Below are 19,583 nucleotides of genomic sequence, written 5' to 3' on the forward strand. Positions count from 1 at the left end.
AACCGACTCATACAGCCGTCCTGAGAAGCGCTTCGCTCCAGAAATAACGACCTCTCGATGGCTTGAAGACGCCCCTTGGAAACCCTGGCATCATCGCGACTGATCCCATTTCACTCGGATATTTTGGCCTTGCTTAGCAAAAATTGGTTACGAGTGGAATCCAGGCAATAGAAAATTCTGTGGCGCTCCCCTGGTATGGCACTTGGATAGCTTTGCGTATACTGAGTAGTATGTTTGCACACCATGCGCTTTGCCTGAAACGAATCGCCTGCATCATGGCGACTGCGATCTTTCTGTTGCTCCAGGGGTGCGAAGAGCCTGACGAAGCTCCTCCCAAACAACCCACCACCCTGGAACGGATACAGAAGGAGGGCGTTCTACGCGTTATTACCCGCAACAGCCCGGCGACCTATTTCCAGGACCGTAACGGTGATACCGGCTTCGAATACGAGCTGGTGAAAAGCTTCGCCGACAGTATGGGGCTCAAACTGCAGATCGAAACTGCAGATAACCTGGATGATCTTTTCAACCGTCTCGACAGTGCTGAAGGACCAGTCCTGGCAGCGGCAGGCCTGACGCCCAGCCCGGCACGGCAGGAGAAGTTCCACTTCTCACATCCCTATCTTGATGTTGTTCCGCAGGTCATCTATCGCAATGGTTCACGGCGCCCTGCACAGGTAAGCGATCTGGTAGGCAAGCGCATCATGGTGCTCAAGGGAAGCAGCCAGGCGGAACAATTGGCTGCGCTCAAACCCCAGCAGCCGGATCTTACCTACGAAGAGTCCGATCAGGTCGAGGTGGCTGACCTGCTGAAGATGGTCGATGAGGGCCAGATCGATCTTACGCTGGTCGACTCCAACGAGCTGGCCATGAATCAGGTCTACTTTCCCAACGTGCGCGTCGCCTTTGATCTCGGAGATGGACAAAGCCTCGCCTGGGTAACAGCCGAGCGCGAAGACGGCACCTTGATGAAAGCCATCAACGCTTTTATCGACAAGGCCAAGCAGGACAATACGCTTCAGCACCTCAAGGAGCGCTACTACGGTCATGTAGATGTTCTTGGGTATGTAGGCGCCTACACCTTTGCCCAGCACCTGCAACAACGCCTACCTGTTTATGAAAAACACTTCCGCAAGGCCGCACAGCAACGGGAGGTCGATTGGCGGCTTCTGGCTGCCATCGGGTATCAGGAATCGATGTGGCAGGCTGATGCGACCTCAAAAACCGGGGTACGCGGCCTCATGATGCTGACCAACAACACAGCCCAGGCCATGGGAGTGTCCAACCGGCTCGACCCCTTCCAGAGCATCGAGGGCGGCGCCCGGTATTTCAATCAGATTCGCGGCGAGCTTCCCGAGTCGATCAAGGAGCCGGATCGGACCTGGTTCGCCCTGGCAACCTACAACATTGGCAGTGCGCATATTGCAGATGCGCGAAAGATGGCGCAGGACGAAGGGTTGGATCCTAATCGCTGGCTGGACGTCAAACGCATGCTGCCACGACTCAGTCAGAAGCAATGGTATAGCAAGACCCGTTACGGCTATGCCCGAGGCGGCGAAACGGTGCACTTCGTGCAGAACATTCGCCGCTACTACGACATTCTGACCTGGGTGACCCAGCCGCAGATGGAAGGCTCACAGCTGGCCAAGAGCGGCATGCACCTGCCCGGTATCGCTGAAAAGGAACCCGAGCAGGAAATGTAGCCGACGGGCCTAGACCGTCTTTGGCTTTGAAGGCTTGGCGATCAGTTTATCTACCGCCTTGGCTGCGGCCACCATGCCAAAGGTTGCGGTCACCATCATGACCGCACCAAAACCGCCAGAGCAATCCAGTCGTACCCCTTCCCCTACAAAGCTTTTCTGCTGGCACACGCTGCCATCCGGCTTGGGATAACGCAGCTGCTCGGTCGAGAACACGCACGGCACGCTGTAGTGCCGGCTGGGGTTACGTGAAAACCCATAGTCGCGGCGCAGCAGTGAGCGTACGCGGGACGCCAGCGGATCGTTATAGGTCCGGTTCAAATCGACGACCTGAATCTGGGTCGGGTCGATCTGACCACCCGCTCCACCGGTTGTGATGATGTTGATCTTGCGGCGCTTGCACCATGAGATCAGAGCAGCCTTGGACGCGACGCTATCAATACAGTCTAGCACCAGATCCATCTCCGGCGTGATGTAATCCGCCATGGTCTCCCGCGTGACGAAATCCGCCACGGCATGGACGGCGCACGCCGGGTTGATTGCCCGGATGCGCTCAGCCATCACATCGACCTTGGCCCGTCCCACCTGTCCTTCCAGCGCATGGATTTGTCGGTTGGTATTGCTAATGCAGACATCGTCCAGATCGAACAGACTGATACGGCCAACGCCACTACGCGCCAGGGCCTCGGCCGCCCAAGACCCTACGCCACCAATACCGACTACCGCGACATGACTGGCAGCCAGACGCTCGAGCGCATCGTTACCATACAAGCGGGCAATGCCACCAAAGCGTTGTTGATCAATATTCATAACGGCTCTCACTCAACGAGCTAATAGTATAAAGACATGCCCCGGCATTGTTGATCACCGAAGAGCGACGCTCCTTATGGCGTTTTGCTTTACCATGGACAACTTTTCGTGCCCTTGCTGCTTCAGGATTCATCCATGACGACCCTTACTCCGACGCTCGAGCTTGCCTGCGAGCTCATCCGCCGCCCCTCCGTCACACCGGTCGACGAGGGTTGCCAAGCCCTGATGATGACGCGGCTTGAAGCAGCAGGTTTTGCGCTCGAGCCCATGCGTATCGAAAACGTCGATAATTTCTGGGCACGCCGGGGAGGCGAAGGTCCGGTGTTGTGCTTCGCCGGGCATACCGACGTCGTGCCGACCGGGCCGGTCGAGGCCTGGCAACAAGGCCCCTTCGATGCTCAGGTCGATGCAGACGGCATGCTCCTGGGGCGTGGCGCAGCGGACATGAAAGGCAGCCTGGCCAGCATGATCATCGCGGTCGAACGCTTCGTAGCCGATCATCCCAACCATCGAGGCGCCATTGCCTTTCTGATTACCAGTGATGAAGAAGGGCCTGCCCTGCACGGGACACGCGCGGTTGTCGAACGTCTGCGTGCACGCAATGAACGCCTGGACTGGTGCATTGTAGGCGAGCCTTCCAGTACGACGCTTCTAGGCGACGTCGTCAAGAACGGTCGCCGCGGTTCGCTCAACGGCAAGTTGACGATTCGTGGCAAGCAAGGCCACGTGGCCTACCCTCATCTGGCCCGCAACCCCATTCATCTGGCCGCAGCGGCGCTGGCAGAACTTGCCGCTGAGCAGTGGGATGCCGGTAATGACTTTTTCCCGCCCACCACGTTCCAGATCTCCAACCTGAACTCGGGCACAGGCGCAAATAACGTAATCCCGGGCGAGCTGAATGCCCTGTTCAACTTCCGCTTTTCCACCGAGTCGACCGAAGAGGGACTCAAGGCGCGCGTTGAGGCTATCCTGAACAAGCATAACCTTGACTGGCACATTGACTGGTCTCTTTCGGGCCTGCCCTTCATCACCGAGCCTGGCGAATTGCTGGACGCTATCGCCTCGAGCATCCAGGCGGTTACCGGTCTTACAACAGAAGCCTCTACCAGCGGCGGGACCTCGGATGGTCGCTTTATTGCAACGCTTGGCACACAGGTGGTTGAAGTCGGGCCTGTTAACGCCACGATTCATCAGATCAATGAGCGAGTATTGGCCAGTGACCTGGATTTGTTGACCGAGGTGTACTACCAGACCCTGGTAAGGCTGCTGGTATGATATTGATCTGCCCCCTCTGCTCGGCCCAGCTGACCGAGGCACAACAAGGTGTTGTCTGTGAGCAAGGCCACCGTTTTGACCGTGCACGCCAGGGCTATTTGAACCTGCTGCCTGTACAGCACAAGAAAAGCCGTGACCCTGGCGACAATGCCGAGATGGTTGAGGCGCGTCGCCGCTTTCTTGATACTGGCCACTATGCTCCGCTGGCGCAGCGTCTGGCGGAACTGGCACAGGAAAAAGCACCGGCTCGCTGGGTCGATATTGGTTGCGGCGAAGGTTTTTATACCATGCGTCTGGCAGAAGCACTGCCACAGAGCGATGGTTACGCGCTGGACATCTCCCGTGAGGCGGTACGCCGGGCGAGTCGCCGGGCGCCGCAGGTGAACTGGCTGGTTGCCAGCATGGCCCGTATTCCCTTGCCCAACACAAGCTGCCAGCTCCTCACCAGCGTATTCAGTCCGATTGACTGGGCTGAAGCCGTACGCTTGGTGACGCCCGGCGGCGGCGTACTGCGTCTTGGTCCGGCGCGTGATCATCTGATCGAACTGCGCCAGCGGCTGTACGATGATGTGCGTGATTACGACGAGGCCAAGCACCTACAGGGCTTACCTTCGGCGCTGACATTGGCCGACAGTGAAACCTTGAATTTTCGCCTCAGCCTGGAAACTCGCGAAGCCCGAGCCGATCTGCTATCCATGACACCCCATGGTTGGCGTGTTAATGCCGAGCGTCGCGAACGCGTACTGGCTGAACCCTTCGAGGTCACCGTTGCCGTACGCTACGATTGGATTACCCGGACCTGAAAGCCCTATCGAGATTAACCATGCGCCAGCCAGACATTGAAATCTACCTCAAGGATGCCGACCAGCCTGCTATTACCGAGTGGCTGAGCCAGGCGCTGGGTACCTGCAGCGAGTGGCGCCAGCAGGGGCAAACCTACAAGTGTACGGTCGACTACCAGGGCACTGTGATTCCAGTAACCTGGCTACCCAAAGCTGTCGGCAAATGGAACAGCCTTCTGCTGGAAAGCGATGCAACCCCCTGGGAAGACGATCTGGCCTGCGCCAAGGCAGCCGCTGCCGCACTGGATATCCAGGTACGGTGCGCCCCTGGGAGCTGGGAAGAGGAACAGGGCGAGGATGATGCCGATCGCTGGATAAAAGTCACCTCAGCCGGCATAGAAGAAATCATCTGGCGAACCTGAAGATTTGCCAGTAATAAAAAAGCCCGTCAGCTCAACTGACGGGCTTTTTTCAGGATTCAAAGCTTGGAGACGTCTTCGGCCTGTAGACCTTTCTGGCCCTGAATCACAGAAAACTCCACCTTTTGGCCTTCAATCAACGAGCGATGCCCCTCGCCACGGATGGCGCGGTAATGAACAAACACATCCGGGCCACTCTCACGTTGAATGAATCCATAACCTTTGGCGTCATTGAACCACTTGACGGTTCCGGTCTCACGTTCAGCCATTACCACTCTCCAAGCTTCGCAATTATTATCTGTGCCCTTGCAGGACAGCTCCCCAGCCGATCCGAGTCATCCTCATGGCCTTCCAGGCCAAACAACTGATGCTCGTTTCCGCCGTACCGGCGTATAAAGCAAAAGTTTCCAGGCAATTGCAACAGGTTTTATCACTAAAATGTTTTCTGCTCTTTTTTGGTGCTAATTACGTATTAATCGTGGCTGAAAGCACAAAATTCGTGCTTTATAACAACAAATTGCGTAATCGAAATGTCAAAAAAAGAGCGTCAATCAAGCAGTGCCTGAACCTCTTTAGTTTTGCTGATGAGTGTTTCAGTCTGATGATCGTGGGCTTTGCGCCATCGGGCCATTACGGCACACTGCTCGCTTGAATTTCAGGTACATGTCATGAATCGCTCCCCTTTTCGCCGCATGCTGTTTGCCGCCTTCAAACGCCTGCTGTACACCTGGGTTCGCTCGCAGACCATCAATCAGTCAGCAGTAACCCTCAAGCTCGACCGCAGCAAGCCGGTGATCTATGTCTTGCAGGAGCATTCGCTAAGCGATCTGGCCGTCCTGGATGCCGAATGCATCAAAAATGGCCTGCCCCGCCCGGTAACACCCGTAACGATTGGGGATGTGGTCGAACCGAATGCCTATATCTATACAACGCCCTCACCTGACTGGCTGGGTCGTCCTACCAGGCGTAACGTTCCGCCCTGCCTTACCCAACTGCTTGAAGCTGTTGGCCAAAGCACAGTTGAAGATGCCCAGATCGTACCTGTCAGCGTGTTCTGGGGGCAGTCGCCTGATCGTGAAACAAGCCTTTGGAAGTTGCTTTGGACAGATAATTGGGTCATTGCAGGCCGACTACGCAAACTGGCACGTATACTTTTCCTGGGCCGCATGACGCGAGTGTTGTTTTCTGACCCTATCCATCTGAGTCGCCTCGTTGCCCAGAACAAAGGACAGGAGCGTACGCAGCGCATGGTGCTGCGTATTCTGAGGGTGCACTTTCGCAACCTGAAAACGGCAGTTATCGGCCCTGATATTTCCCACCGGCGAAACCTGGTAAAAAGCCTGATCCAGGCTCCTCAGGTACGCGAAGCGATCCAGCACGAAGCGAAGCATGGAAAGACCTCTCAGGCGCAGGCCGAGCAGCAAGCCTTAGAATATGCCCAGGAAATAGCCTCGGACTTCTCGTATCCGGTAGTGCGCTGCCTTGAAGTCATCTTGACCTGGTTCTGGAACAAGCTCTATGAAGGGCTACGGGTCAACCATATCGAGCGCGTCCAGAATGTGGCGCAGGGCAACGAGATCGTTTATGTGCCCTGCCACCGCAGCCACATGGACTATCTGCTTCTGTCCTACCTGTTATTTCACAATGGACTGACGCCTCCACACATCGCAGCAGGTATCAACCTGAACATGCCCGTTGTGGGAAATATTTTGCGCCGTGGCGGTGCCTTCTTCATGCGCCGCAGCTTCAAGGGCAATGCGCTCTACACCGCTGTCTTTAATGAATACATGCACACCTTGTTTTCCCGGGGCTTCTCGACCGAATACTTTGTAGAAGGCGGTCGCTCGCGAACGGGACGGATGCTGCAGCCGCGCACCGGCATGCTGGCCATTACCCTGCGCAGCTTTTTGCGGGACTCCCGTCGTCCGCTGGTGTTCGTGCCAGTGTACATTGGCTACGAGCGGGTCTTTGAAGGCCGCACTTACCTGGGCGAGTTGCGGGGAGCGGCCAAAAAGAAGGAATCCATCTTTGATGTGTTCAAGGCCGTGGGTGCCTTGCGCAAGCGCTTCGGTCAGGTTTGGGTCAATTTTGGCGAACCCCTTAGCCTGCCGCAATTTCTGGACCAACGTCAGGAAGACTGGCGTAAGCTCGCCGCTAATCATGATGGCCGCCCTGAGTGGTTCAGCACGCTGACTCACTGCCTGGGTGAGGTGGTGGCTCGCAGGATCAACGATGCGGCAGCCATCAACCCCGTTAATCTGGTGGCATTGATCATGCTATCCACCCATCGACAGGCGATGGATGAGCGCGCTTTGGTTGGCGTACTAGACCTTTACCTAGGGCTTTTGCGAAAGGTTCCCTACTCGCCCTCTGCAACCCTGCCCGAGAGTGACGGACAAGCGCAGGTGGACTACGTGAAGAGTCTGAACCTGCTGGCCGAGCAACAGGATGCGCTGGGCCGTATCCTCTATCTCGATGAGCAGAATGCCATCCTGATGACCTACTACCGCAACAACATCCTGCACATTTTTGCATTACCGGCGTTACTGGCCAGCTTCTTCCAGAACACGCCTCGCATGAGCCGAGAGCAGATTCATCGGTTTACCCTGGCGCTATACCCTTATTTACAAGCCGAACTGTTCATCCGCTGGGACCGCGACGAGCTACCCGCCATGATTGATCAGTGGCTGGCAGCGCTGGTGGAGTATGACCTGCTTCAACAAGAGGACGAGACCTTCAAACGCCCGCCTCCCAGCTCACGGCAGTTTGTACGTCTGGCACTGCTGGCCCGCAGCATTCAGCAAACGCTACAGCGTTATTACATGACCATTGCGCTGCTGCTAAACCAGGGCCAGGGTAGACTGACCGCCAGCGAACTGGAGGAATTGTGTACCGTCATGGCACAGCGACTTTCCATCCTGCATGGCTTGAACGCACCGGAATTCTTTGACAAAAGCCTGTTCCGGCATTTTATCGAAACACTATTGAAAGAAGGCGTGCTGCACAAGAACGCCGAAGGCAAGCTTGGCCACCATGAACTGCTGGGCGAGCTGGCCGAAGAGGCTGGCAAGCGAATGCTGCCAGCCGAAATACGCTTGTCGATTCGACACGTGGCATTGGAACGGCCAGATGAACCCAGCATTCCGCCCTCAGTTCCGACGCCCGATTGACCTATTCAGAAGAGACCTTATGTCATGCGCAAGATTGTTCTGTTAAGTCTGACCAGCCTGTTGCTTACGGCCTGTAGCGGCGGGCTGCGCCCAGTTTCCGAACCTGGCCCTCCCCCTACGACTCCCAGCACGAGCAAACCTCCGGTCATCATGCCGCAACCCGGTACGCCTTCACCGGCCAAACGTAGCCTGGAAGGTGATGCCTATTTCGAACAGTCCGAACCCTTGCCGCCTACCGCCAAACTGACGGTCAGTCTGCACAATGCGGCCATGGGCGATACGCCCTCAGGGCGCCTCGCACAACGTACCGTTTTCGTGAAACAGGAAACGCCTATCCCTTTCCGCCTGGACTACGATCCGTCAAAGGTCAAGTCTGGTCAGCGCTATGCCATCAGCGCTCGCGTATTGCTGGGTGGCCGCCCGCTGTTCCTGACGCCAAAGGCAATACCGGTGCAACTCAATGGCACCAACGACCAGCCGGTTGAAATCAAACTGACCCCCGTCCGTTGATACAAGGGATATAGATGAAACGTTTCGCGCTTACGCTTGCGGCCTTAACCTTATCGGTCAACGCCTTTGCCTTGAGTCTGTCTGACTTTTCCCAACAAGATTCCGCCAGCGCCATGAAGGACGCACTGACTCAAGGCGCGCAAATCGCGGTTCAACAACTGGGTAAACCGGGAGGATTCACCAACAACCCGGAAGTCCGTATTGAGCTGCCTGGAAAACTGGGCAAAGCATCCGCCCTGCTCAAGCAGTTCGGTATGGGTGCGCAGGTAGAACAGCTGGAAACCAGCATGAACCAGGCTGCCGAAGCCGCTGTGCCAAAGGCGCAAGCCTTGCTGATCGATGCGGTCAAACGTATGACGGTTCAGGATGCCAAGGGTATTCTGACCGGCGGGGACAATGCGGCCACGCAGTATCTGGACCGCTCCAGCCGAGACCAGCTTCGCGCTCAATTGATGCCCATCATCAAGCAGGCAACAGACAAAGTAGGCTTGGCTCAGCAGTACAACGCCCTGGCTGGCAAAGCTGCTGCCTTCGGCGCGGTGGATGCCAAGAGTGCAAACGTTGAAAGCTACGTCACGGACCAGGCGCTTAATGGGTTATTCACCGTAATCGCTGACCAGGAACGCGCACTCCGGGAAAACCCGGCCGCTGCAGCCACTAATATTGCTAAAAAGGTGTTCAGTACGCTTTAAATACACAAAAACAAAACGCCCATTCGGGCGTTTTGTTTTCATCCTTAGTGATTTGAAACCCGCTCAATGGCCTTATCATAAACGGGATTAGCCTTCTGCTGGCGAGCCCATTCATACTGCTGACGGGCATCCTGCAGCTGCCCTGCCGCCTCGTAAATTCTGCCGATATTGTAGTAAGAGCTTGCACGAACTGTGTGGGCTGTATTACCTGAGGCTAAGGCGATGGCCTTTCTGTTTGCCCAGATTGCCTCAGCAACGCGCCCTGACTTTTGGAAGGTTAATCCAAGATTGCTATAAGCCTGACCATTATTAGGATTCAGCTCAATCGCCTGCTGGAACAGCGCAATAGCTTCATCTAGTTGACCAGCCTTATAGGCAGCTTCGCCCTGTCGATTGATTTCGCGCGAGGTATTACTGTCATGCTCGCTCGCCTGAATAAAGGCGACTGGATGAGAAGAGTCTTGGTAGGGCTTTAAATAATTATCGATGTTTTCAGCGTCCGCCATTATACCCTGAAGAGTATTGATATCTTGAAACTCACCTTCAGGTGTAATACGGAATACAGTCCACAGATTACCTGTTTTATTAGTTGGCACATAGTAAGTACGGACTAAGGAACTACCCACATAGACAAAGACCTTGGCCTGACTATTACCAAGCCGGCTAGTACCGGGACTAGTTCTATCAGTAAAGTCGTGGACTGCGTAGACGTATGACTCACCTAAGTGTTTCTTTTCTAGAGTAATGGTTTCTGGACCATAACTCGTCGTATCGTCTACATCAAGATTAGCATCCCTGCCTTGCTGGCTATCAAAATAAACATGATTGCCAGGGAAAGAAAAATGAGAGTCCAGGTCGCTGGGGTTTGCACCCCATGTCAAAACAACTCGAATGCCATCCAAGTTTTGCATGACCGGGCTAATGGCATAAGTCATACCAGCACAAGGGCACTTTACGACAAGATTCGAGTAACCCTCTTTTTTTAATATTAGTAGGGTATCAGAGTCATCAGGATATGTTGTATCAAGGATGGCATGTCCTTGGGAATCAGTAGAAGCCGTATATGTTTGAGCACCATTTCTCTGGACGAGAACACTTGCATTGGAAATCTTTTGATCTTTAATAGTAGCGCTCAGCACTTCAACCGGAACCGTAGTTGCTTGAGCATAGTAACTAGCGCCGAGCAAACAGAGAGCAAAGGCAAGACGGCTGGGAAAACGAGCCATGATAACTTCCTTGTAAATGAGATGAAACGCCCTTAGCGCAGCGCGCAACGCCTCGATCCTTGGGCGGTGCGCGACTATATCCGATTACCTAAAAAGTGATATGTGCGTCTCACACCAATGTGAGAGCGCTCACAAATGACTGCTTTTCCTTACAAAGGCGGTAACAGCCAATCAATAGGCTCTAGGCCCGATTGCTCCAGAAACTTGTTCGTCCGGCTGAAATGGCCGTTGCCGATAAAGCCTCGATGGGCAGAGAGCGGTGACGGATGGGGTGAGCGCAGGATCAAATGCTTTTGTGTGTCGATCAGCTTTTCCTTGCTCTGTGCGTGAGCACCCCACAGCAGAAAGACCAGATGGTTACGTCGCTCGCTGACCACCTGAATCACACGATCAGTGAAACGCTGCCAGCCGGCATTGGCATGGGAGCCGGCCTTGGCCTGTTCTACCGTCAGCGAGGTATTGAGCAACAGTACGCCCTGCTCAGCCCAATGCTGTAGATAGCCATGATTGGGAATGGGCAGATTCAGGTCCCGCTTCAATTCCTTGTAAATATTCTGCAAGGATGGCGGTGCAGGGACACCGGGCTGTACGGAGAAGCACAAGCCATGGGCCTGCCCTGGGCCGTGATAGGGATCCTGCCCCAAGATGACGACCTTTACCTGATCCAGCGGCGTACTGTTCAACGCATTGAAGATCAAGGGGCCTGGCGGATAGATCACCTTGCCGGCCGCTTTTTCGCTGCGCAGGAACTCACCCAATTGCTTCATATAAGGAGCATCGAATTCATCACGCAGTGCGGCTTTCCACTGCGGTTCCAGTTTGATGCGGTCGTCGTCCACGTTATGTCCTCATGTCAATCGAGCGCACCGTAGGAAAGGTGATCTGCTCTGTCAACCATTCATCCCATTTCCTGCCAGCAGGCTCCCGCCCCACAAACGTGCGAAGCACAAAGCAATGCCCTCCAGCGGGCGCAGAAAGCTACCCCTGGTAAACGGTGCGCTTATGGACGTCCTTACATCTCTTACAGGCTCTATGCCTTGACTGGCAGCCCACCCCTCCTCCCAGGCATGGTCCGTGTAGCCGAAGGCGGCAGAGCCATTGCCGTGGAAATATGGGAACTGCCCAGCCGCGAGCTGGGCTCGTTTCTGATGGGTATTCCTGCTCCGCTCGGCCTAGGCAAGGTTCAGCTGGCTGATGGCAGTTGAGAAACCGGGTTTATCTGTGAGCCCTATGGGTTGGAAGGCGCCAAGGACATCACCCACTTCGGTAGCTGGCGAGCTTATATGGCCAGCCAGCGATAGGAGGGGCTTGCTAATCGCCTGCCGGGGCTTACCACCGTCTCGGTGGTGGCCCCCAGTACGGTCTCGGTCCATGACGCCAATAGCCTGGGCCGGGACCGGGGCCCCAACCAGGGCGAAACCGCGGCGGAGGCGGTGGTGGACCATAATAGAAATTCGAGCGCCAACGTGTCACGGGCCGGTCATAGATAATGACAGAAGGTGGCGGCGCAACAGGAACAGCCGGTGTCACATAAACGGGGGTATATGAACGGTAGTAGGTCGTGGTGGTATGACGGTAAGGGTTATCGTCGTAGACCACACACCCGCTTAACGGTAGAGCAAACGCTAACGCCAAGAATAGACGCCGCAAAACAGTATCCTCCACGCCCTAAAAAACGGTGCGTAATGGCATATTACCGCTCTGCGAAACCCTGTCCTTTGTAATCACTCAGGCATTCAGCTGGCATTAAGCAACGTAACCAGATATTTCATCTCAAGATATCTGCTCAAGGTAGTCGCGCAGCCGTGTTTGCAGATAAGGTACTGCGTCCGGCAAGGACAGGAACTCCGCTATTGGCATCATCTGCCAATACTGGCCCTCATCACCAAAGCGTATGGATTCGATCTCTTCAGCGGTTAGTTCGCCGACGAAGAAGTAGGCGTCAAGAGGCTTACGGGTATAACTCGTGTAGCGCCTTTCCCAAATGATCCGATCTTTGGTCAGCTGCAGGGAAAACTCTTCATCCAACTCTCGCAATGCGCACTCGACTGGGCTTTCATTCCCCTCTCGACCACCGCCAGCAAAATCCCAGCAGCCTGGGAAGGGAATCGAGTTCTTCTCGTCTCGCTTGTAGGTCAGGAGTTGATCACCACACAACAAGGCAAGTTTAGCCCCGGAAAAATCATTCACTACTTCTCTCCTGTTGGCAGCTCTTTTTCAGACCCACCCTGCCAATTTATCCATGTTGTGATCGAATTGCGGTGAGCGCATAGGCGGTTGTACGGATAAGGGGGCGACATGACGGGTATCGCTGCGCCCCCCCCCTCCTACGTCCAAGCCGGTCTCTTCTAGAGTGGGGTGGAGCAACGCGGTACCCATCAATAAAGCTAAAGGGCGTTTATCAATAACCGTGGCGCTTCAGTATCGTGTCGATGCCGTCCTTTGCAGGGCGGTTGTAAAACTTCAACAGCTCGGCAGTGCGGTTGGTAAAGAAGCCATCTACGCCCGCATCGCTGATCTTCTTGAAGTCCACGGCCTCGTCCACCGTGTATGGATGCACGATCAGCCCCTTTTCATGAGCCATCTGATTCATCCAGGGCTTCACCAGATCCGCATAACTCTGATCACCGCCATTTGTCAGTGCCGAGGAAGGCCCTATTCCCAGTGCGCCATGCGCTTTCGCCCAATTCAGCCAGCGTTCGTACTCAGCCTTGGATTTGACTTCCTGCTTGGCATAATAGGCTGCCTTGTCCTTTTCGCCGGACTCGGCAAAGGTCACGTTCGACTTGGGTTCGATACTGCCATCGCCCAGCCATAGCAGAAGCACTTTGGGCACCTGCGGCATTTCCTGCTGCAACAGTTCCATACTGCTCTTTTCGAACGTCTGCAGGACTACGCGACCTGGCATTGAGGCCACATGCACCTGCGGGGTATCCGATGTTTTTGCCGCAGGCTTGCCCAGCCAACCACGTGCCTGGAGCTTGTCCTTCAGGTCTTTTTCGATACCTGGGAACAGTTTGGGCTGCTTTGTCTCGATATATAGGCCCGGCTTGTTCTGGCCACCCTCGGCGATATCGATCACCTCGTCCAGGGTCAGAATTTTCTGGCCAGCAAAGCTGGGCCGCGCACGGTCCGGGTGAGCCGTATTGAACCAGGCTCCGGCATCCAGGCTTTTAAGCTCCTCCAGCGTAAAGCTACTGACAGGTTGATCCGCCCGGTCCGGAAAGCGCTGCGCAACGTTAGTGGTGCGCTTGAGGTTGTCGTCATGCAGGGCGATCAGGACGCCATCACGGGTACGCTGCAGGTCCAGTTCCAGATAGTCGGCGCCCAAGTCACGGGCCAGCATATACGCGGGCGCGGTGGACTCTGGTGCATCATAGGACGCCCCCCGGTGTGCAATCACGGCCGGATACGGAATGCCCGCCTTCTCGCTCAGCGCCTTGCCTGCCGGCTCGCTCGCGGCACCAGCCGACTGCCCCATCATCCCCATGGCCGCCATTAGCGCTCCTGCCAATAATCCCTTGCATAAACCTCTATCCATCGGTGTCTCCCGTTGTTGTGACTTTTTGGATTTTGAATACACAACGCCCATGCTGCGGCATGAACACGACGTTAACGTGACGATACCGCTTATCCCCACCCTTGCGGGCCATCAGTCAAAGAACGTAAGCAAGCGTAGCCCATACGGCTGGTCTTCATAGCCGTACTGCCTCACACGGGGTACGATTACGGTCTACCCCTATTTACATTGAATTTCCGTACGCCCTTACAGGCGCACGAGGCGACAGACATGAGCACAGCCTATCCACCCCACCTCTGCCCACGCTGCGGGCAACCCAATGGCTGTGCTCAGCTCGGTTGCAGCCAACCGGTGACTGACTGCTGGTGCTTCCACACTCGTATCGCTCCCGAAGCACTCGAGACCTTGCCGGAAGACGCTCGCAACGTGGCTTGCCTGTGCGCCCGCTGCGCCAGTGCTACCTTAGAACATGAAACGGATACTAACGGCTGATGCGCCTGGATCGTTTCATCAGTAACCGACCGACCCTCAACCGCCTGGACGCACGCGTGCATTTAGCGCATGGACACGTACGGATCAATGGCGTGCCTGTGCGTGATGGCCGCTACGAGGTACGCTTCTTCGATCGGGTCGAGCTGCTGGACGAGCTGCTTCAACCTGGCAAGGCTGCTCGTTACTTCATGCTGCACAAACCCGTTGGGTATGTGAGCGCAACGCAGCATCCGGATCACCCCACGGTAATCGATCTGCTGAACGAACAGGACAAGGATGATCTCCACCTGAGCGGCCGTCTGGACCTGAACACCTCAGGCCTCATGCTCATCACCAACGATGGTCTCTGGTCTCGTCGTCTGACCCTGCCCGGCAGCAAGCTGCCCAAGGTGTATTACGTCGAGACGGCCAACCCGATCCTGCCGGAATACGTCTCCACATTCGCCGCCGGGCTGTACTTCAAGTTTGAAGACCTTACTACCTTGCCCGCCCATCTGGATATCCTGAGCGAGCGCAGCGCGCGGCTTACTCTCATCGAAGGCCGCTATCATCAGGTCAAGCGCATGTTCGGGCACTTTAGAAATCAGGTCTTGCACCTGCACCGGGAGCGGATCGGTCCCATTGTGCTCGACCCCGCCCTGGCACCCGGTGAATATCGCCCTCTTACCGCTACAGAAATCGCATGCGGCGTCCCTGCTTAGACCACTGAGGAACATTCGTCGCGCACTCCGGTCGGCATAAGGATCATTCATCAGCCAGGAGAGCCGTATGCGCATTCACGTTCCCCGCCTCGGTTTTGGCGGCGCCCCGCTGGGCAACATGTTTCATGAGCTGACCGAGGAACAAGCCTCCGCCACGCTTGAGGCGGCCTGGGAGGCCGGTATTCGCCTGTACGATACGTCACCCCATTATGGTGCCGGCCTGTCGGAAATTCGCTTTGCCGAGGTGCTCAGTCAAAAACCCCGGGATGAATACACCCTCTGCACCAAGGTTGGCCGTCTGCTGCAAAAGGCCGACCAGCCCGAGAATGCAGCCCCATTCGTCAACGAACGCCCCTACCGCCGCATTCTGGACTACAGCGCAGACGGTGCCCGTCGCTCCATTGAAGACAGCCTCGAACGCCTCAAAACCGACCGGATTGATATCGTCTGGATCCATGATGTATCTGAAGACCAGTTCGGCCCTACATGGCGAGAATATTTTGACCAGGCCATGAAAGGCGCAGCGGTTGCACTGACCCGGATGCGCGAAGAAGGCCTCATCAAAGGCTGGGGGCTGGGTGTGAACATGGTCGAGCCCTGCCGTCTTGCCCTGGAACAGGCTGACCCGGATGCCTTTCTGCTGGCGGGTCGATACTCACTTCTGGACCATCGCGAGGCGCTGGACACCTTGTTCCCGCAATGCCTGGAGCGCGGCGTAGGTATTGTTGTAGGAGGTCCGTACAACTCGGGTATTTTGGCGGGCGGCGAGAACTACAACTATGCCGAGGCTGATTCCTCCATTAAGGAAAAAGCCAAGCACCTCAAATGGGTCTGCGAACAGTTCGACGTCGACGTGCGCGCTGCAGCCCTGCAATTCTGCGTGGCACACCCTACTGTAGCCGCCACGATCCCAGGCACCAGCAAGCCTGAGCGGGTCAGGGAAAACGTTGAACTGATGCAGGTACCGATCCCGCAGGAACTCTGGACAACACTACGGGAGCAGGGCGTCCTGCCCCCTGATGCGCCGGTGCCAGGCGAGACGGCCAGACACTAGGCGTGAAGTGGGATCAGGGCACCTTGGCGTCGCCCTTATCCCACAGCCTTACCAGCTCGTTGGGTGCACGGTCTTCCGGAACGGTAATTGTGATCTCGTCGGGCTTGTCCTTGAAGCGCAACTCGATCTTGTAATACCGCTGATCGCCACGCCCTACGCTTTCCGCCGAGGCTGGCAGCGAACGCTCGAGCACGGAACAGATTCGTCCGCGCTCATCCTCATTACAACTGGAAAAATCGATCTCCCGTGGGCGCGCCAGCGCATGGATCGCTGCAAAGCCGCCTTGTCGAGAAAGCCTTAACAAGGCATCCGGTCCCAGTTTCGGTAGCTCTTTCATAATGACCTCCTCAGGTCAGCTCTACCCCAACGTCTTCCCAGGCCTTGTTGATCGCCTGGGTCTCGTGCGCTTCTGCGCCGAAGCGGCGACCGGCATTCGAAACGGTGAGTCGAGCGAAGGCCGCAAAATCAGCATCGTTGGTCAAGCGGCTGTCGCATAGGGTGTCGTACCAGACGCGGCCCGCTGTCTCCCATGCGTATCCGCCGATCCCGGTTGCCGCCAGATAGAATGCCCGATTTGGAATGCCCGAGTTGAGGTGCACACCGCCATTATCATCCCGCGTTTCAATGAAGTCTCGCATATGGCCAGGCTGCGGGTCCTTGCCCAGCATCGGATCATCATACGCCGTACCCGGCTCAGCCATCGAGCGCAGACCACGACCATTGATCTTCTCGGTCAACAGCCCTTCCCCGATCAGCCAGTTGGCCTCCTCGGCTCGCTGCTTCAGGCTGTATTGCTTAACCAAGACCCCAAAGACATCGGACACGGACTCATTAAGCGCGCCAGACTGGTTGTAATACACCAGCCCCGCCTCACTTTCCGTGACCCCGTGGGTAAGCTCATGGGCAACGACATCCAGCGAAATGGTAAAGCGGTTGAAGATCTCGCCGTCCCCATCGCCGAATACCATCTGCTCGCCATTCCAGAAGGCGTTCTGATAGTCCTGACCGTAATGCACCGTGCCCGAGAGCGGCAGGCCCCGGTTATCGATGGAGTTGCGGCCCAGCACCTGATAGAAGAAATCGAAGGTGGCGCCGAGATGGTCATAAGCCTCATCCACAGCAATGTCGCTTACGGCAGGCTGGCCTTCCTTGCGAACCAGCACACCAGGCAACTGGTTACCATTTTTTGCATCATAGATACTGCGCTGTGCACGCTCATCATCGGTACGCTCCAGCTCACTTACCGGTGCCTGACGCACACCAGGCGGGCCTGGATTATGCAAAAGCGTACGTACATGACTCAGCGTACCCAACGCGCAGGAGCGCTGGCGTTCATCGCCATGATCAACGATACGGCTGAGGATATACGGGGGGATAAAACCTTGAACAGAACCCAAGCGAGGCATACGAACGCCCTCCCTAAGCAGCCAGCGTTGGAGCAGCACAACACTACCCCTCTCACGCCACTCTACGTGGCACAGGGTTAGACCGCAAAACCCGCCCTAGACTCCCTCGCACAAAAACCTTATCAAGAGGCTTCACCCAAGGCTCGGCTTCTGGTACAAAGGACGCCTCCCGAAGCGGGCGTCGTATAATGGCATTACCTGAGCTTCCCAAGCTCATGACGAGGGTTCGATTCCCTTCGCCCGCTCCAATTCGCTTCCTCATGATTCAAGCGGGGCTGACATCCTGGCTTGCCTTCCCAGTAGCAGCACTCGCCAATCCCCCTTCGCCCGAATCATTGCTATCACTACGTAAGGCAGCGTAAACAAGGCGCCCGCCATGAGTGCCAGCAAGCCCCATAGCAGACCAACCTGCCAGGAGCGGGCTCGATAGAGAAGCCAGAGGGCAATCAGGAAAACGTTCAGGCTCAGGTCTGAGTGGAACTGCGCTCGCCACGGATGAGCAAAGTCGCCTACAAAGGTGTACAGGCCCGTCACTAAGCCCATCTCGACAGTGCCGCGAAGCGTAATGGCGACCAGCACCAGCCATCCCACCCCAAGCAGCAGCGTTAGCGCCGTTACCTTCCGCATATCACCCCTCAAAAAATACATACCCGCTGTAAGGATTGTAGGCAGAAGACATGAGTTTGCCCGTACGCTGCCACTGAGCAACGCACAGGCAACCGGTATGAATGCGCTTAGATATCGCTTTGTGCCAGTGCGGACTTGGTATTCGAGTTGATTGCCTGGTATTTCTTGACCGTACCGTCTTCATCGATCAGGACGCGTAGGCCCTTGGATTGTTCAGAGGCAGCGAGAAAGCCTGAATTGAAATAGGACCAGTACAGCATCTCATAGCCTGACTTGCGGATTTTGGATTGAGGCTCGCCAAACATGGCGATGAGCTGCGAGCGGGTCGTCTGGCCCTCGACGATCTGCCCTACCTGTTGCTCGTCAATGTTGCGCCCGCTCATGACGCAGCCGGTTGTCAGTAACGTGATCAGACTTACTACTACTAAACCACGCATGGTCTCCATCCCCCGTTATACAGATGACTTTCTTGTTATGTTTTGTCCATCCTATCTATCCCATATGACAGTTCGGTTGGCTAGATAGCTTCATCAAATTTATTTGTGCAGAACGGGCGGGCCAGTAGAGGGAATCAGAGGTATCCAGTCAGGCGCCTGAGTCATCTATTCAGGCACCTGTTGCTATCAGGTAGCGCTCTACTCTTGAACGTTGCTCTTGTTCATGCGGCGCAGAATGCCTTCGGGCACGCCTTCTTTAACATCAGGCTGGGAAGCGTAGTCTTCTGAAACGGGCTCCAGATCGTGGTCGTGCAGCCAGATAAGGGCATATTGGCTGACCTGAGTAGCCTCATAGGCTTCCCAGGCTTTCTGGGCCTTGGGGAAATTCTTGAGTTCATAGTCAAAGGTGCGCAGCGGCTTGCGGTCGGTCAAGGCGCGGGAGAGCACCGGATGTGCATGGGGGTCATGAAGATCGAACATAAAGGCTTCGCGCATGGCTACGCGCTCGGCGATGCCCAGTGGTTCGATGGGCACGTAGCGGTCTTTCTGGGTTTCGATGGCGTGCAGTTCTTCGGCTTCAAAGTCATCCTCGGTCAGATTCAGGAGCTTGCCGGTTTCCAGATCGAGTACGTGGTCGTGTCGGGCCTCACTGGTGAGGACTGATTTGAGCGCTTCGAGGTTTATCGTGATCGGTCGCATGGCTGCACTGACTTACTGTGGCTTATCGATACAGGTATGACCCAGGGATGGCCCGAGGGTGCC

At 55.9% G+C, this 19,583-nt stretch carries 22 protein-coding genes, 1 tRNA gene and 1 pseudogene; 13 read left to right on the forward strand and 11 right to left on the reverse strand.

The features are described from left to right. Positions 1-230: 230 nt before the first annotated feature. Positions 231-1,703, forward strand: a complete 1,473-nt coding sequence (mltF, locus tag QWJ10_RS00330; protein WP_037030091.1) for a membrane-bound lytic murein transglycosylase MltF — start codon at positions 231-233, stop codon at positions 1,701-1,703. A gap of 9 nt (positions 1,704-1,712) precedes the next feature. Here the strand turns inward: mltF and tcdA are convergent, their stop codons facing one another. Beyond that, complete coding sequence (gene tcdA, locus QWJ10_RS00335; protein WP_289923430.1) at positions 1,713-2,510, reverse strand: tRNA cyclic N6-threonylcarbamoyladenosine(37) synthase TcdA; 798 nt, start codon at positions 2,508-2,510, stop codon at positions 1,713-1,715. A gap of 135 nt (positions 2,511-2,645) precedes the next feature. Here tcdA and dapE point away from each other — a divergent pair, with 135 nt between their 5' ends. Genes dapE through QWJ10_RS00350 form a run of 3 tightly spaced genes read left to right on the forward strand, consistent with a single transcriptional unit; the run spans position 2,646 to position 4,989 of the window. Continuing rightward, positions 2,646-3,785: a succinyl-diaminopimelate desuccinylase gene (dapE, locus tag QWJ10_RS00340; protein ID WP_289923432.1), complete on the forward strand. Its 1,140-nt coding sequence runs from the start codon at positions 2,646-2,648 to the stop codon at positions 3,783-3,785. After that, the gene (locus QWJ10_RS00345) at positions 3,782-4,588 is read left to right on the forward strand and encodes a putative RNA methyltransferase (protein ID WP_289923434.1); all 807 of its coding nucleotides are present in this window, start codon (positions 3,782-3,784) and stop codon (positions 4,586-4,588) included. The genes dapE and QWJ10_RS00345 overlap by 4 nt, the downstream gene beginning before the upstream one ends. Positions 4,589-4,608: 20 nt before the next feature. After that, the gene (locus QWJ10_RS00350; protein ID WP_019366583.1) at positions 4,609-4,989 is read left to right on the forward strand and encodes a hypothetical protein; all 381 of its coding nucleotides are present in this window, start codon (positions 4,609-4,611) and stop codon (positions 4,987-4,989) included. A gap of 56 nt (positions 4,990-5,045) precedes the next feature. Here QWJ10_RS00350 and QWJ10_RS00355 read toward each other — a convergent pair whose 3' ends face one another. Beyond that, complete coding sequence (locus QWJ10_RS00355) at positions 5,046-5,255, reverse strand: cold-shock protein (protein ID WP_010797575.1); 210 nt, start codon at positions 5,253-5,255, stop codon at positions 5,046-5,048. A gap of 74 nt (positions 5,256-5,329) precedes the next feature. Here QWJ10_RS00355 and QWJ10_RS00360 point away from each other — a divergent pair, with 74 nt between their 5' ends. From QWJ10_RS00360 to QWJ10_RS00375, 4 genes are read left to right on the forward strand one after another with little or no spacing between them, the layout of a single operon-like run. After that, positions 5,330-5,638 carry a hypothetical protein gene (locus QWJ10_RS00360; protein WP_125888725.1) on the forward strand — a complete coding sequence of 103 codons (309 nt, stop codon included), beginning with the start codon at positions 5,330-5,332 and terminating at the stop codon, positions 5,636-5,638. A gap of 16 nt (positions 5,639-5,654) precedes the next feature. Continuing rightward, positions 5,655-8,156: a glycerol-3-phosphate 1-O-acyltransferase PlsB gene (gene plsB / locus QWJ10_RS00365; protein ID WP_289923439.1), complete on the forward strand. Its 2,502-nt coding sequence runs from the start codon at positions 5,655-5,657 to the stop codon at positions 8,154-8,156. Between the two features lie 24 nt (positions 8,157-8,180). Next, entirely contained in the window at positions 8,181-8,666 is a 486-nt protein-coding gene (locus QWJ10_RS00370; RefSeq protein ID WP_125888727.1) for a YbaY family lipoprotein, read from the forward strand. 14 nt (positions 8,667-8,680) lie between these two features. Further along, positions 8,681-9,358, forward strand: a complete 678-nt coding sequence (locus QWJ10_RS00375) for a DUF4197 domain-containing protein (RefSeq protein WP_010797571.1) — start codon at positions 8,681-8,683, stop codon at positions 9,356-9,358. 44 nt (positions 9,359-9,402) lie between these two features. On the opposite strand, the gene QWJ10_RS00380 is transcribed toward QWJ10_RS00375, so the two are convergent. Beyond that, on the reverse strand, positions 9,403-10,584 hold the full coding sequence (locus QWJ10_RS00380; RefSeq protein ID WP_289923444.1) for a tetratricopeptide repeat protein: 1,182 nt from the start codon (positions 10,582-10,584) through the stop codon (positions 9,403-9,405). 149 nt (positions 10,585-10,733) lie between these two features. Then, on the reverse strand, positions 10,734-11,423 hold the full coding sequence (gene ung, locus QWJ10_RS00385; protein WP_289923446.1) for a uracil-DNA glycosylase: 690 nt from the start codon (positions 11,421-11,423) through the stop codon (positions 10,734-10,736). Between the two features lie 183 nt (positions 11,424-11,606). Here ung and QWJ10_RS00390 point away from each other — a divergent pair. Then, positions 11,607-11,885, forward strand: a pseudogene (locus tag QWJ10_RS00390) (allophanate hydrolase); the annotation flags it as partial. A 472-nt stretch (positions 11,886-12,357) separates the two neighbouring features. On the opposite strand, the gene QWJ10_RS00395 reads toward QWJ10_RS00390, so the two are convergent. After that, positions 12,358-12,774 carry an NUDIX hydrolase gene (locus QWJ10_RS00395; protein WP_289923448.1) on the reverse strand — a complete coding sequence of 139 codons (417 nt, stop codon included), beginning with the start codon at positions 12,772-12,774 and terminating at the stop codon, positions 12,358-12,360. Positions 12,775-12,985: 211 nt separating this feature from the next. Beyond that, positions 12,986-14,125, reverse strand: a complete 1,140-nt coding sequence (locus QWJ10_RS00400; protein ID WP_289923450.1) for a glycerophosphodiester phosphodiesterase — start codon at positions 14,123-14,125, stop codon at positions 12,986-12,988. Positions 14,126-14,374: 249 nt separating this feature from the next. Here QWJ10_RS00400 and QWJ10_RS00405 point away from each other — a divergent pair, with 249 nt between their 5' ends. From QWJ10_RS00405 to QWJ10_RS00415, 3 genes are all read left to right on the forward strand, one after another. Then, positions 14,375-14,596 carry a cysteine-rich CWC family protein gene (locus QWJ10_RS00405; protein ID WP_289923452.1) on the forward strand — a complete coding sequence of 74 codons (222 nt, stop codon included), beginning with the start codon at positions 14,375-14,377 and terminating at the stop codon, positions 14,594-14,596. Beyond that, positions 14,596-15,297, forward strand: a complete 702-nt coding sequence (locus QWJ10_RS00410) for a 16S rRNA pseudouridine(516) synthase (protein WP_289923454.1) — start codon at positions 14,596-14,598, stop codon at positions 15,295-15,297. The genes QWJ10_RS00405 and QWJ10_RS00410 overlap by 1 nt, the downstream gene beginning before the upstream one ends. Before the next feature lie 67 nt (positions 15,298-15,364). After that, positions 15,365-16,351: an aldo/keto reductase gene (locus QWJ10_RS00415; RefSeq protein ID WP_289923455.1), complete on the forward strand. Its 987-nt coding sequence runs from the start codon at positions 15,365-15,367 to the stop codon at positions 16,349-16,351. 13 nt (positions 16,352-16,364) lie between these two features. Here QWJ10_RS00415 and QWJ10_RS00420 read toward each other — a convergent pair whose 3' ends face one another. Further along, positions 16,365-16,688 (reverse strand): protealysin inhibitor emfourin, encoded by a 324-nt coding sequence (locus QWJ10_RS00420; RefSeq protein WP_010797555.1) that lies wholly within the window; start codon positions 16,686-16,688, stop codon positions 16,365-16,367. Between the two features lie 10 nt (positions 16,689-16,698). After that, positions 16,699-17,757 (reverse strand): M4 family metallopeptidase, encoded by a 1,059-nt coding sequence (locus QWJ10_RS00425; RefSeq protein WP_289923459.1) that lies wholly within the window; start codon positions 17,755-17,757, stop codon positions 16,699-16,701. A gap of 174 nt (positions 17,758-17,931) precedes the next feature. On the opposite strand from QWJ10_RS00425, the gene QWJ10_RS00430 reads away from it, so the two are divergent. Then, positions 17,932-18,005, forward strand: a tRNA-Gly gene (locus QWJ10_RS00430). A gap of 10 nt (positions 18,006-18,015) precedes the next feature. On the opposite strand, the gene QWJ10_RS00435 is transcribed toward QWJ10_RS00430, so the two are convergent. The 3 genes from QWJ10_RS00435 to QWJ10_RS00445 form a co-directional block, all read right to left on the reverse strand. Next, entirely contained in the window at positions 18,016-18,405 is a 390-nt protein-coding gene (locus QWJ10_RS00435; protein WP_289923461.1) for a DUF1475 family protein, read from the reverse strand. Between the two features lie 86 nt (positions 18,406-18,491). After that, positions 18,492-18,821 (reverse strand): hypothetical protein, encoded by a 330-nt coding sequence (locus tag QWJ10_RS00440; RefSeq protein ID WP_010797552.1) that lies wholly within the window; start codon positions 18,819-18,821, stop codon positions 18,492-18,494. 198 nt (positions 18,822-19,019) lie between these two features. Further along, positions 19,020-19,520, reverse strand: a complete 501-nt coding sequence (locus QWJ10_RS00445; RefSeq protein WP_289923464.1) for a UPF0158 family protein — start codon at positions 19,518-19,520, stop codon at positions 19,020-19,022. Between the last annotated feature and the right edge of the window lie 63 nt (positions 19,521-19,583).

The sequence above is a fragment of the Pseudomonas sp. WAC2 genome (assembly GCF_030403525.1).
Taxonomy (GTDB): Bacteria; Pseudomonadota; Gammaproteobacteria; order Pseudomonadales; family Pseudomonadaceae; genus Chryseomonas; species Chryseomonas luteola.